Origin of the sequence: Novosphingobium arvoryzae (assembly GCF_014652615.1) — a bacterium.
GTDB classification, from domain to species: Bacteria; Pseudomonadota; Alphaproteobacteria; order Sphingomonadales; family Sphingomonadaceae; genus Novosphingobium; species Novosphingobium arvoryzae.
The window spans coordinates 111,525-129,336 of the sequence record NZ_BMZD01000001.1 but is presented as its reverse complement, the minus strand read 5'-3'; the positions used below and the strand labels follow the sequence as shown (position 1 = coordinate 129,336).

16 protein-coding genes are annotated in these 17,812 nt (G+C 55.7%); 9 read left to right on the top strand and 7 right to left on the bottom strand.

All coding sequences use genetic code 11. The features are described 5' to 3' along the window. The first annotated feature begins 38 nt into the window (after window positions 1-38). The 6 genes from IE113_RS00620 (at window position 39) to IE113_RS00595 (ending at window position 7,726) form a co-directional block, all read left to right on the top strand. Window positions 39-668, top strand: coding sequence for an N-6 DNA methylase (locus IE113_RS00620; protein ID WP_189538489.1), 630 nt, complete (start codon window positions 39-41; stop codon window positions 666-668). 18 nt (window positions 669-686) lie between these two features. Continuing rightward, window positions 687-2,348 carry an Eco57I restriction-modification methylase domain-containing protein gene (locus IE113_RS00615; RefSeq protein WP_189538488.1) on the top strand — a complete coding sequence of 554 codons (1,662 nt, stop codon included), beginning with the start codon at window positions 687-689 and terminating at the stop codon, window positions 2,346-2,348. Then, on the top strand, window positions 2,341-4,872 hold the full coding sequence (locus tag IE113_RS00610) for a DEAD/DEAH box helicase family protein (protein WP_189538945.1): 2,532 nt from the start codon (window positions 2,341-2,343) through the stop codon (window positions 4,870-4,872). Before IE113_RS00615 ends, IE113_RS00610 begins: the two co-directional genes overlap by 8 nt. 261 nt (window positions 4,873-5,133) lie before the next feature. Then, entirely contained in the window at window positions 5,134-6,063 is a 930-nt protein-coding gene (locus tag IE113_RS00605) for a hypothetical protein (RefSeq protein WP_189538487.1), read from the top strand. Between the two features lie 136 nt (window positions 6,064-6,199). Beyond that, window positions 6,200-6,772 carry a recombinase family protein gene (locus tag IE113_RS00600; RefSeq protein WP_189538486.1) on the top strand — a complete coding sequence of 191 codons (573 nt, stop codon included), beginning with the start codon at window positions 6,200-6,202 and terminating at the stop codon, window positions 6,770-6,772. Window positions 6,773-7,417: 645 nt separating this feature from the next. Next, window positions 7,418-7,726, top strand: a complete 309-nt coding sequence (locus IE113_RS00595) for a DUF6626 family protein (protein ID WP_189538485.1) — start codon at window positions 7,418-7,420, stop codon at window positions 7,724-7,726. Here IE113_RS00595 and IE113_RS00590 read toward each other — a convergent pair. Continuing rightward, a complete protein-coding gene (locus IE113_RS00590; RefSeq protein ID WP_189538484.1) occupies window positions 7,723-9,102 on the bottom strand; it encodes a hypothetical protein in 1,380 nt (459 codons plus the stop codon). The genes IE113_RS00595 and IE113_RS00590 overlap by 4 nt on opposite strands. After that, window positions 9,095-10,825, bottom strand: coding sequence for a hypothetical protein (locus tag IE113_RS00585; protein ID WP_189538483.1), 1,731 nt, complete (start codon window positions 10,823-10,825; stop codon window positions 9,095-9,097). Before IE113_RS00585 ends, IE113_RS00590 begins: the two co-directional genes overlap by 8 nt. 167 nt (window positions 10,826-10,992) lie before the next feature. Here IE113_RS00585 and IE113_RS00580 point away from each other — a divergent pair, with 167 nt between their 5' ends. Next, window positions 10,993-11,430, top strand: coding sequence for a DUF6641 family protein (locus tag IE113_RS00580; protein WP_189538482.1), 438 nt, complete (start codon window positions 10,993-10,995; stop codon window positions 11,428-11,430). 252 nt (window positions 11,431-11,682) lie between these two features. Further along, window positions 11,683-12,336: an HPP family protein gene (locus IE113_RS00575; protein WP_229822030.1), complete on the top strand. Its 654-nt coding sequence runs from the start codon at window positions 11,683-11,685 to the stop codon at window positions 12,334-12,336. On the opposite strand, the gene IE113_RS00570 is transcribed toward IE113_RS00575, so the two are convergent. The 5 genes from IE113_RS00570 to IE113_RS00550 form a co-directional block, all read right to left on the bottom strand. Continuing rightward, complete coding sequence (locus IE113_RS00570) at window positions 12,333-13,076, bottom strand: metallophosphoesterase family protein (protein WP_189538480.1); 744 nt, start codon at window positions 13,074-13,076, stop codon at window positions 12,333-12,335. The genes IE113_RS00575 and IE113_RS00570 overlap by 4 nt on opposite strands. A 19-nt stretch (window positions 13,077-13,095) precedes the next feature. Continuing rightward, window positions 13,096-13,362: a hypothetical protein gene (locus tag IE113_RS00565; protein ID WP_189538479.1), complete on the bottom strand. Its 267-nt coding sequence runs from the start codon at window positions 13,360-13,362 to the stop codon at window positions 13,096-13,098. 23 nt (window positions 13,363-13,385) lie between these two features. Then, window positions 13,386-14,132, bottom strand: coding sequence for a LytR/AlgR family response regulator transcription factor (locus IE113_RS00560; protein ID WP_189538478.1), 747 nt, complete (start codon window positions 14,130-14,132; stop codon window positions 13,386-13,388). Beyond that, window positions 14,122-15,414: a histidine kinase gene (locus IE113_RS00555; RefSeq protein WP_229822028.1), complete on the bottom strand. Its 1,293-nt coding sequence runs from the start codon at window positions 15,412-15,414 to the stop codon at window positions 14,122-14,124. Before IE113_RS00555 ends, IE113_RS00560 begins: the two co-directional genes overlap by 11 nt. 90 nt (window positions 15,415-15,504) lie before the next feature. After that, on the bottom strand, window positions 15,505-17,025 hold the full coding sequence (locus IE113_RS00550) for a fumarate hydratase (RefSeq protein ID WP_189538477.1): 1,521 nt from the start codon (window positions 17,023-17,025) through the stop codon (window positions 15,505-15,507). A gap of 179 nt (window positions 17,026-17,204) precedes the next feature. On the opposite strand from IE113_RS00550, the gene IE113_RS00545 reads away from it, so the two are divergent. Next, the gene (locus IE113_RS00545; RefSeq protein ID WP_189538476.1) at window positions 17,205-17,810 is read left to right on the top strand and encodes a protein-L-isoaspartate O-methyltransferase family protein; all 606 of its coding nucleotides are present in this window, start codon (window positions 17,205-17,207) and stop codon (window positions 17,808-17,810) included. The last annotated feature ends 2 nt before the right edge of the window (window positions 17,811-17,812 follow it).

Here is a 17,812-nt window from a genome sequence, read left to right as displayed (position 1 = left end):
GACAGCGGGAGGTTGGGCAGATATCGTCCAACGCATGTATGAGCCTGATCAAATCCAAAAAACGAGTCGCCGATCACGGAGAGGTTTTTACGCCTGACTGGATGGTCGAGAAGATGCTCGATCTGGTGAAGGGCGAAGCTGAACGCATCGATGCACGGTTTCTTGAACCAGCATGTGGCAGCGGGAACTTTCTCGTGCCGATTCTCCAGAGGAAGCTCGCGGCTGTCGAGTTGAAGTTCGGCAAGTCCGATTTCGAGAAAAGACACTATGCGCTTCTGGCGCTCATGTGTTGCTACGGCATCGAGCTTCTGGACGACAACATCGCTGAATGTCGTGCTAACATGTTGGAAGTTTTTACCGAGTATCTGGATCTCGAAGAGAGCGATGAACTCTATCGAGCTGCCTCATTCGTGCTGTCGCTTAATCTTGTGCATGGTGATGCCATGACGATGAAAGATATCGCATCACAGCCGATCAGTGTGGTTGAATGGGGATATATCGGAAAAGGTAAGTTTCAACGCAGAGACTTCAGACTGGATGTTCTGACCAGCATGTCGAGCTTCAGTGCCGAAGATTCTTTGTTTGCACATCTCGGAAAACATGAGATTTTCACACCAACTTCGGTATATCCTCCGATGACTGTGCGTGAGTTAGCGGGCGCCGAGTAGGTTGATTAAGGGGGCAATATGAACGAGCAGGTTGGCTTTGCACTTCGTGGGCGAAACCCTGATGTGCTGACCTGCATTGCGAATCTCTCAAACGATGAAGTTTTTACGCCGCCCGAGTTTGCTAATCGAATGTTGGACACGCTGGCTGAAGCATGGTCAGAGCGCAATGACGGGGCAAGCATCTGGGCGGATAGCTCTGTTCGCTTTCTCGATCCGTTCACCAAGTCTGGCGTGTTCCTTCGAGAGATTGCAACCCGACTGATTGTTGGATTGAGGGAAGAAATCCCTGACCTTCAAAAGCGTGTCGATCATATTCTGACAAAACAGATTTTCGGCATTGGCATTACTCGGCTGACCAGCCTGCTTGCCCGTCGCAGCTTGTATTGCTCGAAACATGCTGACGGCGAACATTCGGTCGCCAAGAGTTTCGATGCTTCTGATGGAAACATCTGGTTTGAACGCATTGAACATTCATGGGTCGGCAGTAGCAAATGGGTTTCTGTTACAGATAAGAGCGGCAACACCGTCAAAAAGTTTGCCGAAGCTAAAGACGGTAAATGCGAGTTTTGTGGCGCGCCCCGCGCTCTTTTTGATCGTGAGAGTGAGTTAGAAAACCACGCTTACGCATTCATCCATACCGACGATATCAAGCGCCGCATTGCGGAGCTGTTTGGAGACGACATGCAGTTTGATGTGATTATCGGGAATCCGCCATATCAGATGACAGGTGGAGCTGGCGGGACGAGTGATTCTTCGATTTATCATCTCTTCGTGGAGCAAGCGATGCGTCTTGAACCGCGTTATGTGAGCATGGTCATACCCTCACGCTGGATGGCGGGCGGACGAGGCATGGATGAGTTTCGTGCGGAAATGCTTTCGTGCGGGAAACTCGCAGAAATAGTAGACTATCCTGTTTCGAAGGATGTTTTTCCCAACGTCGAAGTTAAGGGTGGGATTTGCTATTTCTTATGGGATAATGAGCATAGTGGCTCCACCAATGTAACCATGATAAGAGGCGAAGAGGTAGTTGGACCCGTTGCTCGTAGTCTGAATGAGTTCGATGTTTTTGTCAGGGACCCGCGCGGTGCTGAAATCCTTCGAAAAGTTCAACAGCAGGCGGAGCCATCGATTATTGAGATTCTCACAGGCGACACGCCGTTTGGTATTGCCACAAACTTCGAAGACTATCGGAAAGCGCAAAGTCATGCAGATGTGGAGCTGCACTTGGTTAAGCAAGGTAAGCGTTCAGTCGGATATATAGAAAGATCAACAGTTAAGAAGAACGCACACCTAATCGACTTATGGAAAGTCCTCGCGCCAAAAGCGGGGTCGGACGGTGGTCAAAAGATTCCAGATGTCGTGCTTGGTAAGCCGATGATTGTCGCTCCGAACTCGATCTGCACACAGACGTTTGTTGCCTTTTGGGTAGAGACTGAAAGTGAAGCAAAAAGCTTATATTCCTATTATGGTACAAAGTTTTTCCGCTTTTTGGTTTCGTTGAGAAAGATCACGCAAGATGCGCTGAGGGGAACATACGCATGGGCTCCCATGCAGCAATGGGATCGCATTTGGACAGATGATGCACTCTATAAGAAGTATGGTCTGACGCAGGCGCAGATCGACTACATTGAAGCGGTTATCAAACCGATGGAGTTGGGGGTCATTGACGGCGATGACTAAACCAATCGATGAGATTCTTGCGTCAAAGCCAGACGCAAATCCGCGCATTTACGCATATTCGATCAACAGCGACTCGCATGTCGGACTTCTTAAGATTGGGCAGACCACACGTGACGTAAAGCAGCGCATAGCTGAGCAGGTCAAAACTGCTGCCATCGACTTCAAGATTGAACTTGATGAGAGTGCAGCGAGAGATGACGGCTCAACGTTATCTGATCACGCTGTTAGGACCGCTCTCAAAAAAAAAGGTTTCGATAACCCCCAGTTGGAGTGGATGAGATGCACTGTTTCTGATGTTCAGACTGTGCTGACCGAGCTGCGAACGGGCAAAAAGCTATCCGAGAACCGCAGCGAAAGGTTTCCTCCGCGTCAAGAACAAGCTGAAGCTGTTGAGAAGACTGCTTCTTACTTCCAGTCGATCTGGAACGAAGATGCGAATGCAGTTCCGCGTTTCCTTTGGAATGCGAAGATGCGTTTCGGGAAAACGTTTACTTCATACCAGCTCGCCAAGAAGCTGGGCGCAAAGCGTGTTCTGGTCGTGACATTCAAGCCAGCTGTCGAAGATGCGTGGCAGACTGACCTTGAGTCTCATGTAGACTTCGAAGGGTGGCAGTATCTCTCTCGCAAGTCAGAGAGCGATCCAAGCCAGATCGACAAAGACAAGCCCGTCGTTTTCTTCGGCTCGTTTCAAGACCTGCTCGGACGTGACAAAGCCACTGGAGCGATCAAGCCGCGCAACACATGGCTACATACGATCAACTGGGATCTTGTCGTGTTCGATGAATACCACTTCGGGGCATGGCGAGACACAGCGAAAGAGCTTTTTGAAGGCGAAGAAGACGCAAAGCGTGAAGAGAAGCTGGAATATGATGCTGGTCTCGATGAGGTAAACGAAGACCTAAGCGATCTATCTGCAAACGAAGCGATATTCCTGCCGATCACGACCCGCGCATATCTCTATCTTTCTGGGACACCGTTCAAGGCGCTTGCGACGGGCGAGTTCATCGAAGAGCAAATCTTCAACTGGACATACACGGACGAGCAACGAGCAAAAGCAGCGTTTGCCGCCAAGCATCCCGACAAACGCAACCCGTATGCCGCTCTGCCGCAGATGCGTTTGCTGACATATCAAATGCCCGACGAACTGCTTGCGATTGCCAGCGCGGGTGAGTTTGACGAGTTTGATCTAAACGAGTTTTTCGCCGCAACGGGCAACGGTGCAAAAGCAGCGTTTAAACACAAGTCTGACGTTCAAAAGTGGCTTGAGATTATTCGAGGGTCATACGTCCCGCAGACGGTTGATAGCTTGAAGACTGGAACGCGACCGCCGTTTCCTTACTCAGATTCACGACTTTTGCCCTATCTTCAGCATTCGTTCTGGTTCCTGCCGAACGTCGCCGCCTGCCATGCGATGGCAAATCTGCTCGAAGAGAAGCACAACACGTTCTGGCACGGCTACAAGGTTATTCTTGCTGCTGGAACGCAAGCAGGCATTGGTCTCGATGCTGTTCCCCCCGTTCGCCGAGCAATCGGAAGCGGTTTCGAGACGAAGACGATCACGCTCTCTTGCGGAAAGCTGACAACAGGGGTGACGATTCCGCAGTGGTCTTCGATCTTGATGCTTCGCAATCTGAAGTCGCCTGAAACCTACTTCCAAGCTGCGTTTCGTGTGCAATCACCTTGGTCGATCAAGAATCCGAATGGTGACAATCCGAATGAAGAAGAGATTTTGAAGCCCATTTGCTTCGTGTTCGACTTTGCACCGACGCGGGCACTGCGTCAGCTTTCTGACTACGGCATCGGGCTTTCGCCAGGTGAGACGAACCCTGAAAACGCCGTGAAGGAGCTTGTCTCCTTCTTACCCGTGCTGGCTTACGATGGCGCGAACATGACGCAGATCGATGCAGGCGGCATTCTCGACATTGCGATGGCAGGTACGTCAGGCACTTTGTTGGCTCGCAAGTGGGAATCTGCGCTGCTGGTCAATGTCGATAACGATACGCTGCGCCGCGTTCTCGATAATCCCGAAGCAATGGCAGCAGTTGAGCGTATCGAGGGCTGGCGGGCGCTTGGTGACAACATCATTGAGACGATCATCAATAAGGGTGAAAAGATCAAAGATTTGAAAGGCAAGGCGAAGGGAGAAGGACTAACAGCGAAAGAGAAGAAAGAGCTGACCGACGAGGAGAAGGAATACAAGTCGAAGCGTAAGCTCGTTCAGGAGAAGCTGATCAAGTTCGCCACTCGCATTCCTGCCTTCATGTATCTGACTGATTTCCGTGAAAACACCCTTCAAGACGTGATCACGAAGTTAGAGCCTGATCTTTTTCACGCTGTCACAGGCTTAACGGTAAGCGACTTTCACCTGCTCGTGCGGTTGAAGGTGTTCAATACGGAACGCATGAACCACGCAGTTTTTGCGTTCCGTCGTTATGAAGATGCATCATTGCGATATACGGGCATCAATAGTCACAAGGGGCTGACGCACTACGGGCTTTACGACACGGTTGTCGCAAAGGAGTGATTTGGCTTTGAGCTATGCGGGCGCTGCACTCTCGGAGATAAGCAGCTTTCCATACAAAGCCTTTGCCATCTGAATCGCTTCGTAAGCGTTCGTTGCAGACACATACTGACGCCCGAACCCAGAGCCAGCTTCATCCTTGTAGCGAACCAGAACCCACCACTGCCTTACTTGCGTCATAATCACCTCCTGCAACTTTAAACTTTAAAGTAGCTTAGTTCCGCGCCAGACTATGGAAAAGCCGACAGGCAAGCGGGGGCTGGTATGATTGAACGGGGCGAGTTGAGGGGATTTGTAACGGGACTACGGGAGACTTTGCTCTCGCAGGCTACATCGAAGTCTGATCGTGAGAAGCAAAAAGACCCAAAGATTGCGGGAGCGCGCCGCTCTCGGGTCAAACGTTATCTCGCAAAGATGGACGGGCTGCATTTCAACCCGAACCTTTCAGATGAAGATTTCTGGAAGATTGCGGCGATGAAGCCATTCTACGCTGGCAAACGAGCCAGCGCAGTCGATGAGCGAGTGCCTCACATGCTCAAGAAATATCTAGGAGACAGAGAGGCACTTGATTCCAAAGAATGGAATGAAGGCGGCAAGAGATTTGAAAAGTTTCTCAAAGACTCACGAAACTACCGTCACAAGCCCGCTCTCAAGAAGGTCATTCGTGCTGCAAGACGCATCAATGAGTGGAAGAGGGTGAATGATAGATCGATATTAGATTTCTACACATATCGCAGGGGGGACGTATCAACGCCTGAGGCGATGAGACAGATTCATGAGCACCTGCAAGGCGACCTACGATTTGGTGCGGTTACCATATTCCATTTGATGACTGAGCTTGGGTTTCAAGTCGTTAAGCCAGACCGTGTTCTCAACAGATCGACTGTTCGAATGGGATGGATGGATGGCTATGATAAGAATGGCGTCAGATATCAGCTTGATCCAGATATTACGACAAAGCGGGCTACGTCTCTCGGCAGCGATGCAGATTTCATGTGGGCATTGCAGGGCGTCTATAGAGATATTTCTGAAGCGTCAGGCGTCTCGATGCGGTCGCTTGATTATATAGTCGTCAAGCTCGGTCAGGAGCCTGACGAAAAAGGCGGCTTTGCTCGAACGGTCTGTCATGCGAAAAAACCGCTCTGTCACCTGTGCAGCGTGAAACCCATGTGCGCTTATGGAAGCAAGCGTTAGCGACTTCGATCTGCCGTTATCTTTTAGTTCCCCCAAAAAACTCCGAAATCTCGACCTGAGGTGACGCAAGGCTTTCGGTCCTATGTGGCTGGCTATACGTTCTTTTTTGTAAGAGACCAGAAACGGGGTTTGAGAGATGAAGGTTGCGATCTACGCTCGTGTGTCGACGGTCGATCAGAACTACGAGGGTCAGCTCGAAGAGCTTCACGCACTTGCAGAACGATCGGGCTGGGAAGTCGTAGAGGTTTACAGCGAGAAGATCAGCGGGACGAAGGAGACTGAAGATCGCCCAGAACTGAAGCGCATGATGAATGACGCCAAGCTCCGTCGCTTTGAGAAAGTCGTTGTCTGGTCCGTTGATCGCTTGGGCAGATCAATGCGAAATCTTGTCTTGGTGCTCACCGAGCTGAAAGACAGCAAGATTGATATCTTCAGCTACAAGCAGGCAATCGATACCTCGACAGCAATGGGATCGATGTTCTTCCAGTTTTTGGGGATCTTCAGCGAGTTCGAGAATACGATCCGTAAAGAGCGTCAGATTGTCGGGATCAGGAAGGCGAAAGAGCGCGGTGTGCGTTTCGGTCGCAAGCCCACAACGGAAGCGCAGATCGCAAAGATACAATGGATGAAGCGAAATGGAGCTTCCATTCGAGCTATCTGTAAAGAGGTCAAAGTCAGCCCAAATACGGTTTATGCCGTGTTGCAATGAGACGGGATTTTTGACGTATATAACTCAGACGATTTTCTGACATTTACTCAGATTTTCAGAGCCTGATTGTTTATGAGTTCTGCGAACTCATGCGATTGCGGGTTTCTACGCAACCCTTATCGCTTTCTTTTTCATATTTGTTGGTTGGTACATTTCTTTAGATCTATGCCACAGTGAGGCTTACGCCCCACTGAAGCTAACGGATACGTTTCTTTGAGTCGTTTAGCCTATGACTGCACACAACCATCTATGGATTTATTTTCTAAATGGGAGATAAGGTTACGCTGTTACCTTTACGTGCGGTGAGTTGTTCGCAACGCAACGCCTTAGGAACCAGTCATTTACCCCTAAGGCGCATACAAGTTACTGTTTTCACAGTCTCATATCTTGCTCTACCGCATAATGTTTTACAAGCCAGTTGCGGCTTTGCTTGTCGTATTGCGTGTCTGTGATCACGCTTACTGGGCTGCGAGTTCTGATGGCTACAGCAATCAAGCTGGCTACCTCAACGCAACAATAGAGCCCTATGTTCGAACAGGGAGAATGTGAATAGGTTACAGACTCACCCCCCTGTCTCACAGATAAATACATGTCAGACGGATCTCTCAATCGTATGACAAGTGTATTTATAACAGGGAATGATAAATGAATAAAAACACGGTGATTTTGGAGATATTTGATTTTTTGAGACAGCGTGGAGTTGTCGAGAATGAAGGAGAGTTTTCAGAAGGATGGCTTGGGCAATGCAGCAGCTATTATCGCGGTCTTCGGTTCAAAAAGACTGAGCCGAGCATTGGTGTGGTCGCCATCGTGGGGAGTCGTCTTCAGAAAGCAGGAGAGCAGATTGTTGCATCGCCACGCCACGCTCATGTCGGTCATCGCTTTCTCGAACTAAGCGAGAAGTGCCACCAGCTGGTTAACGAAGAAGCGGTAGAGCTTGAACTGATCGGTTAAGTCGTCGTGGTCGGTTTCGGCTTTTTCTTGCGGCAGAGCTTTTTCATGATCGGCTCGAACTGCTGGTGCAGCTCGTCTGGCTTGTCAGTCGTGAAGTAGCTTTCAGCGAAGCCGATAAACTCCTGTATCGCCGTTGGCACCACTGAAAGATCACGCTTTTTCTTATCGAAGATCAGATCACAAGATTCCTGCGCTGTCGCATGGAACACGTAGATGTTGTGATTGACGATGAGATGTTCAGCGAATGGGTCTACAAAGCTGTGTTGGTATGGGTCATCGTGATAGACAAGATCATTGATACTAAAGAACTTTGCTAGCGGTGATTCCTCAGGCATCGGCACTGGTGCGCGACCTTTTGCAACCTGAATGTTCTGGGGAACAACATCCAAGCTCATGCGCCACGAGCTGAGCTTACTCGTGTATGTAGGGCGACGATAAAGGGCGCGATTCTTTCCCGCTGCCTGATGCGGTGAGCTGCTGTCGCAACTCAAGGTGATCTTATGACCCGCTGCTTTACTCAGTGATCGCTGAATGGCTGTGTAAAGCGCGGTCATGATCGGTGGCGAGTTTTGAAGAACGTGAATCCACTCCGTCTTATCGAGCTTCTTTTCGTCCAGCAGCTTTCGCAGCCACGTCATCGTTTGTGGAAGTCGAGCAATGTCACCAGCAAACGCCCAGCCTTCGAACTCAAAGTCCTTTACAGCATCATACCAACGAAAGCCTGAGCCATTGCCATCATCTTGCAAAACACTCAGAAACTTCGTCCCCTTGCCGTGATTGCGCCCGCGATTGTCCGCAAAAAAGCGAAGATTCTCGACACTCAGCTGGATCAGTTGATCGACTTCGAGATTGCGAAGCTGACTGCCATTCTTGTTTCGCGCCCAGAGTGGCATGTCGAGGGTCATGGAATAATCGCAGTAGAGGTCGAGAAACTCTAAAGTGCGCTCTCGAAAGCCCGTTGCGTGCCAGTTTGCAACTTGCTGAGCAGGATCATTCGCATAGCGATTGAGTGCAGCTTTTTCGTTTACATTGCTGATTTTGCCAGTGCCGAGCTGAAACCCGCCACTGTCTCCGATCACGACTGATTTGCTGCGATCACGATATGCGATGATATCTGATCGAAGCTGTGAGTCCGTGAACTGTCCTGCGCTGTAGAGCGCATAGCCACAGCTCCATAGTCGGCTATTTGGGTTGAAAAAGTCGAGGTCCTTGATGCGGAAATCTTTAGGAAGATCCCCGTCACGCACTTCGCTTTCAAGCTTAGTAGCAAACGATGCGTATGGCGATTGCAACGACGGCAAATAGATTGCGTAGTCTCGCTTATCGTAGACCTTCTTTAAATCGGGACCATGTGCTTTGCGATCAATCTCAGGCATTGGGGACATACCATTTGAAGTATGTCGCATCCCGCTGACCATCATGGTCACATGCGGGAATGAAGGCTTCATGCTTCGCTGTCGCAGTCTCGTATGAGATATTCATGATGTGGGTATTACCCCTGATCATGATGCGTCCCTTTGTCGGAACATTCGCCAACGTCGCAAAAAGCTCTACTATATCAAGCGGTGAGACGGTGATTTCGGCAGGCGCATCTGTCAGGTGCTCGACTTTCGCATCACGCCCATAGAGCGTGTAGTAGTCATCAGCGAAACGAGCGTAGCCTTCCTCATTCACACCTGGCTGATCTTTGACGAAGTGGGATCGTGCTTCAAGATAACTATCTGCCAGCACCAGTTTCATCGTTTTGTTGCTTGCGAGATGAATGTTCTTTTTGACCAGCACGAGCCATTGGTCGAGCTGCTTGCGATAGAAGCGTGTGACAAACTTTTTGTCCGCATCTATCTGCCAGTCATAGCTGATTTGATCGACAGGGACGGGCTGATAACTCTGCTCTTCGTCGAGGTTTTCGTAGTCGTAGAAGTAGATTCTTCGTTCTTCGTCAGCCTGCTGATTTTTCAGCACAAGCATTTTCGAAGCAGTCAGATTTGCTGGGGCATCAAGCAAACCTTGCTCCGTCGTGACCTTGAACAACGGCATTTGACCGTTGTTCAAAAGCTCCGTTTCAATCCAGAAGCGGTCCTTGCCACGTAGAAAGATATCTCGCTCAAGCTCGAAGGGCACATTGGGCTGAGAGATGGTTGTAAGGCTTGCAGTGCTGGGCGACTTGCTGGCGATGATGGCTCCAGATTTGGTAAGGACAAAACGAACGAACTCGCTGAAGTTTCGGTCCTTTCCCTCCTTATTCTTTCCCAGATCGTGCTCCAAAAAGAATGTTTTTCGAACGTTCAGCTTTTGCAGCTTGTGCGGCACGATATGCGGGCGCAGGCATTCAACAATAAGACGTAGATTTGGGGCGAGCTTGCGAACGTCCGTATCAACGCTTTCCATGATCGCTTGTCGGATCACGTCATCGTCATTCGTCGTGCCAACAGCTTCGAGCTTGCCCGTTTTGGGATTACGTTTTGCAAGGACAACGATCAGGTCATCATCGTTCGTGGCAATGTCTGAGATTTCGACGGCACCGAGACTCTTCGAATCCTTGAGAAGGCTTCTCTTCGATTTGAATATCTTAGCTTCGGTATCGAGACGATATTTGTCGCCTTTCGTTGGTTTGCGTTTCGGCTCAACAGTTGCTGTCGAGGTGAGCGCATCTGGATTATCTGCATCGAATATCTGATTGTGAATCAGCCTAAGCCCACTGATTCCGCCCTTTTTTCTGATGAAAGCCGCAATCTCGCCCTCAATATCGTTAACTCTTCGAAGGTGACTTTCGTTTGCTTGATAATATTCATGCACGACTCGTAAAGCGGCGGACCACTGGCTTGCGGTTCCAGCATTTGCAGCTTGCATTTTGAATATCAGGCGAATGATCGGATTGAAGTTCACTTCGTTTGAGGTTGAGCGGGTTTCAATCGCATTCGTTTTAAAGATGCTGTCGAGATAGCTCTTCGGTTGTTTGATTGCTTCAAGCCACCAGACATATGCGTCAGCAAGGTTCCGATGCAGTAGGTTTCTTGCACCTACATGCAGTCGATGCTGCTCCTGTGCATCACCCTGAATCTTTTGCAGTCTGTCGTTTAGTTCCTGCTCAGTAGCCATCCAACGCCCCCGCTATGCCGCACACGCTACCATGCGTAGTGGTCGATGCAACTGGTGACGAAAAGCGAACTTTAAAGTTTAAAGTATGGCTCATTTAGGCTGGAAATCGGTAGGAATATCAATGTGAAGGATTCAGAATCGCATTCTCGGAACAGGAGAATGCGATCATGTCGTCACTTGCAAAACTTACGATTAAGCCTGTCACTCGACAGACCAAACTTAGCCCAATCGAAGCACGTCGAACCAAGCTGCTGACTGCAATCAACGAGCAGATCGAAGTCGCTGAAGCTGCAATGCGTGGCGAGCAATACGCTGTCACGGCACCGCGCTGGACGAAGAATGAAGCTGGCGAGAGGGTGCGTGTGCAAAGGCAGAAGGTCGTGCGTTCGTGGTTCTTCGAACAAGATGGTGGATTCTATGTGCAGTGTAAGTATGGGTCTAAGCCAATCTCATTGAGCAAAGACGGCAATGCCGTTTTTGTAAAACAGCTTGTCGATGTGAAACCCGTGCTTGAAACACTGCGTTCTGCGGCAGTAAATGGAGAACTGGATGCTTATGTCGCAATGGCTATCAACGCACCGAAATCTCGTGATAAATCGACTTAATGGCTAAGGCGCATCTGCGTAGCAGAATCGCAGCAGAAATATTCTCTTTAGGAATAAACATTTGTTTTTAAAGCGTTTTTTACACGGTTCTGTTATCGAAGCGCTGATCAAGGCCGTTTCGGTTATTCAAGGAAAAGGGGTCGGCCGCAGGGCTGGCCCCTTTTTCGTTGGTCCCTCCGCTCCGCGGCCCCACCGCATCACGCAAGGTTTCCCGCAATGCCCAACCAGGTTCCGCTTTCCTCACCGACAGGCATGCGCGCGCTGGGGCGCATTGGCTGGTTGCGCGGCGCGCTGGGCGCGACCGTGGCCATCCTGATCACCGGACTGGTGGGCCGGGCGACTCTGGCCGGTTCGCCCACACTGCCCTGGCTGATTGCATCAATGGGGGCATCGGCGGTGCTGGTGTTCGTGCTGCCCGCCAGTCCGCTGGCCCAGCCTTGGCCGGTATTGGGCGGGCACCTGATTGCAGGAGCGCTGGGCATTCTGGCGCACTGGCTGATCCCGCTGCCCTGGCTGGCGGCGGGCGTGGCCGTTGGCACCGCAATTGCAGCGATGAGCATTGCCCGCTGCCTGCACCCCCCGGCCGGCGGGACCGCGTTGCTGACCGCGCTGCCCGCGCCTGCCGTTGTCGCGGCCGGTCCTGGGTTCCTGCTAGTTCCGCTGATGCTGAACGTGGTCGTACTGCTGGCGGCGGGTTTCACGTGGAACCGTCTGACCGGCCATTCCTATCCGCACCGCGCCGCTCCGATCCCGACTCCTGCCAACTGGGTCGGTCATATCGAGGATCAGGATGTCGATGATGTGCTCGAAACCTGGGACGAAATGCTGGACATCAGCCGCGAAGACCTGCTGGCGCTGATCCACGCGGTCGAGGCGAAAGTCCGCGCCCGCGCTGGCAGCCGCTAGTCCAGGGTCCGCACCTGAACGTCCATCGCGCCGTTCGCATTCAGTTCCAGCCGGTTGAAGCAAGGCCGCGACGTCCGCAGCCGCTGCGACAGCGTGCCCGCGCCGATGATCCGGATCGTCTGACCATCAAGCTCGACCAGCTTGTCGAACGGATCGTGGACATGGCCCGACAGGACCGCCGTCGCCCCCGCCCGTGCCAGTGCGGCGAGCGCGCGTTTGCCTCCGCGCGTCGAAGCCGTGGCGTGGGTGTCAGCCTCCACCAGAGGGTGATGGCAGGCCACCAGCCGGGTGCGCCGTCCCGCGTGATGGGCCAGGCCCTGCAAGGCGGCATCCAAATCGCCGGCACTGACTCGTCCTTTTGACCAGTTCAGCCGGAACTGTGCCCGCGCCACCGTTTTCAACGGTACTACCGCAAGGTCGGGTAGCGCGATCTCGCTTTCCAGCGCGGCTTCGAGCGCCCGGTAGCGGGCATAGGGCCGGGTCAGGCGGCGCAGCATGTGGTGGTAATAGGGTACGTCGTGATTGCCCGGCTCAAGGCTGACCGGCACGGGCAGCTGCGCCAGCCATTTCGTCGCGGCAGCGAATTCACGCGCCGAGCCGCGCATCGTCAGGTCGCCGGTGCAGATCACGGCGGCGGGGCGTTCGCGGTCGACCTCGGCGGCGAACCAGTCCAGCGCAGCGCGATCTTCGTATCCGAAGTGCAGGTCGCTGACGTGATAGAGAACTGTCGGTTGATCCATCACCGCGCCTGTTAGCCGATCAGACCCGGCCCGTCAGGATCAACCATGCGGAAACCGCGTTGACCCCGCTATACCCCAGATAGAGCCATACCCAGCCATCAGAGCCCTGCGACACCATCAGCAGCGCGCCCAGCAGCATCAGGAACTCGACGATCAGACTGAACCGCCCGCCCAGCAGATGAAAGAACATCGGCACCTGCCCCAGCAGCGGATGCCGGCTTTCCAGCACGGCCTTGTGGACCGCGAAATTGGCAATGCCGAGCAGGAAGATCAGGATCACGCCCATCGCCGGGGACTCTAGGCGCTCTGTCAGCGTCCCGCCATTGCTTTCGCGCGGGCCAGATAGGTCCGCCCGATCCTGACGGTCGAGCCGTCCGCGAGCTCCGCCGACCAGACACCCAGTCCGTCATGCCGCAGGCCCGTGATCCGGTCGCGGCGCAGAATGGTGGAGCGGTGCAGGCGAATGAAGCGATCCGGGTCGAGCCGTGCTTCCAGCCCGGATACCGTCTGGAGCAGCAGGTAACTGCGATCGCCCACGTGCAGCCGCACGTAATCGCGCTCCGCATCGATCCGGTCGACATCGCCCGCCGCGATCCGCAGCAACTCCGAACGATGCGGGACCCAGAATTCGCTGAGCCAGTTGCCCCCACCCGCCGCACGCGATCCGCGCCGCGCCACGGCGCGAGCGACGGCCCGCTCCAGCCGTTCGGCCGTCACCGGCTTCAGCACGTAATCGACAGCATCGAGATCAAAGGCCTCGACAGCGAAATTGTCATGCGCCGTCACGAAAATCACCGCCGGCGCCTGATCCCGGCGCGCCAGGGCGCGGGCCACGGACAGACCGTCGAGCTCTGGCATCGTCATGTCCAGCAGCACCAGGTCGGGGCTGCTCGTTTCGATCTCTTGCAGCGCGGCTGCTCCGTCCAGCGCGTGCGCGATGACCTCAATCCCGGCAAGGCCGCCGCAGATCACGCGCATGCGTTCGATCGCCAGCGGCTCGTCATCGACGATGAGCGTGCGCAGCGGGGCGGGCGAGGCGGGGGCTTTATCCGGCATGCGCTTCCAACGGCAGGCGGATCACCGTGCGCCAGCCGCCAGCCGCAACTGGTCCGGCGGACAGCCGGGCCGCGTTGCCATAGCGCGCGGCCAGCCGGTCTTCGACGTTGGCGAGGCCAATGCCAAAGCCGGATTTCGGCCCGCCGGGCGCGCCTGGACCATCATCGCCAACCGTGATCACCAGTTGATCGCCTTCGCTGCGGGCGGAAATGCACACATGGACCGCACGATTCGTCGGGGCGACCCCATACTTGACCGAATTTTCGACCAGCGGTTGCAGGATCATGCCCGGCACGCGGGCGTCGAGCAGATCGTCGGGAATGTCGATCCGGGCCTTCAGGCGTTCGGGAAAGCGGACCCCCTCAATTTCCAGATAGAGCCGCTGCAAGGCGATTTCCTGCTCCAGCGCAACGTCCGCGGTAGGGTCGCCCGCCAGGCTGCGGCGATAGAACGTGGACAGCGTCTGGATCATTTCCTCGGCCGCATCGGTCTTGCCGGTCATCACCAATGCGGAGAGCGAATTGAGCGTATTGAACAGGAAGTGCGGGTTGACCTGATAGCGCAGCGAGCGCAGTTCCGCCGCCTTCGCCGCTCGGCGATAGGCTCCCTCGCGCCGCTCTGCCGCGCGGGCCTGCTCGGCATTGACGAGCGCGAAATAGAGCGCCGCCCAGGCCAGCAACAGGAAGTAGCGCCCCAGCGCCACATCGGTCAGCTGACGCCAGCGGTTATCCTCGCGGGTCTGGGCAGCAATGGTGATAGCGGCCTGATCGGCAGACATTGCAGCCGCGGCGTCGTCCGGAACGACATCGGTCGGCAGCGCCCCGGCGTCGACCGGATCGTGGCGCTCCAGCGGATCGACCAGCAGGTTGCCAGCCTCGTCGCTGCGCACGCGCAGGCCTTCGCGCTCACCGATCTTGGCAACGACTTCATCCTCGATCGCGGCGAAAACCCACTGGTTGATGCTGGCCAGCAGCAGCGACGCGGGCAGCGCCATCAGCAGGACCGCCACGATCTTGACCCACACGGTGCGCGGATCCAGCAGGCGCAACAGCGGCCACAGGCCAACCGTCACCACCATCGAAGCCAGAATCACCAGCATCCGCCGCCACAGCAGCGCGTCGTGCAGTTCCAGCCCGACCAGCCAGCCGCGCAGCGTGGCCAGCGCAAAGTAGGTCACCCACAGCGCGGCAATCGACGCCAGCACGATCCGCGCCGGAACGCGCGGCGGCTGCGCCGGGGCCGCCGCTGGGGCCGAAGGGATGGCTGGGTCCATGTCGATCATGGCCTAGCCCGTCCAGCCCGCCCGGCGCCAGCAGCTTCGTCGAGGTGCAAGGCGCTTTGGTCGATCCGGGAACCGCTGCCGGGGCCGCGATCAGCCGAGGAGGTGTTCCTTGGCGATCTTGTCCTTCCAGACCAGCGGAGCGAGCGTGTGGACGTTCTGCCCTTCGCTGTCGACCGCGACCGTCACCGGCATGTCCTCGACCGTGAATTCATAGATCGCTTCCATGCCCAGGTCCTCGAAGCCGACGACCTTGGCCTGCTTGATCGCCCGCGCCACCAGATAGGCCGCGCCGCCGACCGCCATCAGGTAGGCCGACTTGTGCTGGGCGATCGACTGGGTCGCCGCCGGGCCGCGTTCCGCCTTGCCGACGCAGGCCAGCAGGCCCTGCTCCAGCATCATGTCCATGAACTTGTCCATGCGGGTCGCCGTGGTCGGGCCCGCCGGGCCGACGACTTCGTCGCGCACGGGATCGACCGGGCCGACGTAATAGATCACGCGGCCCTTGAACTCGACCGGCAGGTCCTCGCCCTTGGCCAGCATGTCCTGGATGCGCTTGTGCGCGGCATCGCGGCCGGTCAGCATCCGCCCGTTGAGCAGCAACCGGTCGCCCTGCTTCCAGCTCTGCACTTCCTCGGCGGTCAGCGTGTCGAGGTTGACCTTCTTGGCCGCCTTGTCGGGCGTCCAGTGGACTTCGGGCCACTCGTCCAGCTTCGGCGTTTCCAGGAAGCTGGGACCGGAGCCATCGAGCGTGAAGTGCGCGTGGCGGGTGGCGGCGCAGTTGGGGATCATCGCCACCGGCTTGCCCGCGGCGTGGCACGGCCAGTCGGCAATCTTGACATCGAGAATGGTGGACAGGCCGCCCAGCCCCTGCGCCCCGATGCCCAGTGCGTTGACCTTGTCGAAGATCTCGATCCGCAGCGCCTCGATATCGTTCTGCGGCCCGCGCTCCTTCAGCTGGGCCATGTCGATCGGCTCCATCAGCGCCTTCTTGGCCAGCAGCACGCAATGTTCCGCCGTGCCGCCGATGCCGATGCCCAGCATCCCCGGCGGGCACCAGCCCGCGCCCATCTGCGGCAGCATTTCCAGCACCCAGTCGACGATGTTGTCGCTGGGGTTCATCATCTTGAACTTCGACTTGTTCTCGCTCCCGCCGCCCTTGGCCGCGACATCGACCGAGACCTTGCTGCCCGGCACCATATCGACGTGCAGCACGCAGGGCGTGTTGTCGCGCGTGTTGCGGCGCGTGAATGCCGGATCAGCCAGAACCGAGGCGCGCAGCTTGTTTTCAGGGTTCAGGTAGGCGCGGCGCACCCCTTCATCGACCACGTCCTGCAGCGACCGGTCCGATTCCAGACGGCAGTTCTGGCCCCATTCGATGAACACGTTGACGATGCCGGTGTCCTGGCACAGCGGACGATGCCCTTCGGCGCACATCCGGCTGTTGGTCAGGATCTGGGCGATGGCGTCCTTGGCCGCCGGGCCCTGTTCCGCCTTGTAGGCTTCGCCCAGCGCGCGGATGTAATCCATCGGGTGGTAATAGCTGATGTATTGCAGCGCATCGGCCACGCTTTCGATCAGGTCTTCCTCACGGATCGTCACCATCCCGGACATTTCGCGCTCCTTCGCCAAGCCATGAATTGCGGCCCCCATAAGCCCGGACAGGCAAGGCGTCAAAGTGCTTGGCACGGGGGGCGTCAAAGCGCTTGGCGCAGGAAGTCGCTTCGCCTAGAAGGCACGGGATTGCGTCGCTGTGTTACGTGTGCAATACAGCGTCCACGAGGGATCCCAAGATGACGCTTACCGCAGACCGTCCGATTGCCACCGACTTCGCCGCCGCGCGCCGCGCGATGGTTGACAGCCAGCTGCGCGTCAGCGGCGTGAACGAGGAATGGGTGCTCTCTGTCATGGGAACCACGGCGCGCGAACAGTTCGTGCCCGCAGCAGCCCGCGGCCACGCCTATATCGACCGGGCGATCCCGCTGGGCGATGGGCATGCCCTGCCCGCGCCGCTCGTTCAGGGCCGGATGCTGGCCGAAGCCGCGCCGACCGCGCAGGACGACGTACTGATCGTCAGCTGCGGCAGCGATTACCTGGCCGAACTGGTCCGCCCGCTGGCCCGGTCAGTCACCGTGGTATCCGCGGCCGACGCCGCCGCCGGGGCGGTCAGCGGCGAATATTCGCTGCTGCTGGTCGATGGCGCGGCAGAACAGCTGCCCGCCGCACTGACCGACACGCTGGTTGACGCTGGTCGAGTGGTGACGGGGTTGGTCGAACGCGGGGTGACCCGCCTGGCTGCCGGTCGCAAGCTGGCCGGGTCTGTGGCGCTGCTGCCCCTGGCCGAAATCGGGATTCCCGTACTGGCCGAATTCGCCGCGCCGAAACGCTGGAGCTTCTGAAT

What these genes read in the sequence shown, in the direction of transcription:
- IE113_RS00550 (WP_189538477.1), bottom strand. Translation starts at nt 17,025, where the DNA reads ATGTCCGGGATGGTGACGATCCGTGAGGAAGACCTGATCGAAAGCGTG.
- IE113_RS00600 (WP_189538486.1), top strand. Translation starts at nt 6,200, where the DNA reads ATGAAGGTTGCGATCTACGCTCGTGTGTCGACGGTCGATCAGAACTAC.
- IE113_RS00610 (WP_189538945.1), top strand. Translation starts at nt 2,341, where the DNA reads ATGACTAAACCAATCGATGAGATTCTTGCGTCAAAGCCAGACGCAAAT.
- IE113_RS00620 (WP_189538489.1), top strand. Translation starts at nt 39, where the DNA reads ATGAGCCTGATCAAATCCAAAAAACGAGTCGCCGATCACGGAGAGGTT.
- IE113_RS00615 (WP_189538488.1), top strand. Translation starts at nt 687, where the DNA reads ATGAACGAGCAGGTTGGCTTTGCACTTCGTGGGCGAAACCCTGATGTG.
- IE113_RS00555 (WP_229822028.1), bottom strand. Translation starts at nt 15,414, where the DNA reads ATGATCGACATGGACCCAGCCATCCCTTCGGCCCCAGCGGCGGCCCCG.
- IE113_RS00595 (WP_189538485.1), top strand. Translation starts at nt 7,418, where the DNA reads ATGAATAAAAACACGGTGATTTTGGAGATATTTGATTTTTTGAGACAG.
- IE113_RS00575 (WP_229822030.1), top strand. Translation starts at nt 11,683, where the DNA reads ATGCGCGCGCTGGGGCGCATTGGCTGGTTGCGCGGCGCGCTGGGCGCG.
- IE113_RS00605 (WP_189538487.1), top strand. Translation starts at nt 5,134, where the DNA reads ATGATTGAACGGGGCGAGTTGAGGGGATTTGTAACGGGACTACGGGAG.
- IE113_RS00580 (WP_189538482.1), top strand. Translation starts at nt 10,993, where the DNA reads ATGTCGTCACTTGCAAAACTTACGATTAAGCCTGTCACTCGACAGACC.
- IE113_RS00570 (WP_189538480.1), bottom strand. Translation starts at nt 13,076, where the DNA reads ATGGATCAACCGACAGTTCTCTATCACGTCAGCGACCTGCACTTCGGA.
- IE113_RS00560 (WP_189538478.1), bottom strand. Translation starts at nt 14,132, where the DNA reads ATGCCGGATAAAGCCCCCGCCTCGCCCGCCCCGCTGCGCACGCTCATC.
- IE113_RS00585 (WP_189538483.1), bottom strand. Translation starts at nt 10,825, where the DNA reads ATGGCTACTGAGCAGGAACTAAACGACAGACTGCAAAAGATTCAGGGT.
- IE113_RS00590 (WP_189538484.1), bottom strand. Translation starts at nt 9,102, where the DNA reads ATGCCTGAGATTGATCGCAAAGCACATGGTCCCGATTTAAAGAAGGTC.
- IE113_RS00565 (WP_189538479.1), bottom strand. Translation starts at nt 13,362, where the DNA reads ATGGGCGTGATCCTGATCTTCCTGCTCGGCATTGCCAATTTCGCGGTC.
- IE113_RS00545 (WP_189538476.1), top strand. Translation starts at nt 17,205, where the DNA reads ATGACGCTTACCGCAGACCGTCCGATTGCCACCGACTTCGCCGCCGCG.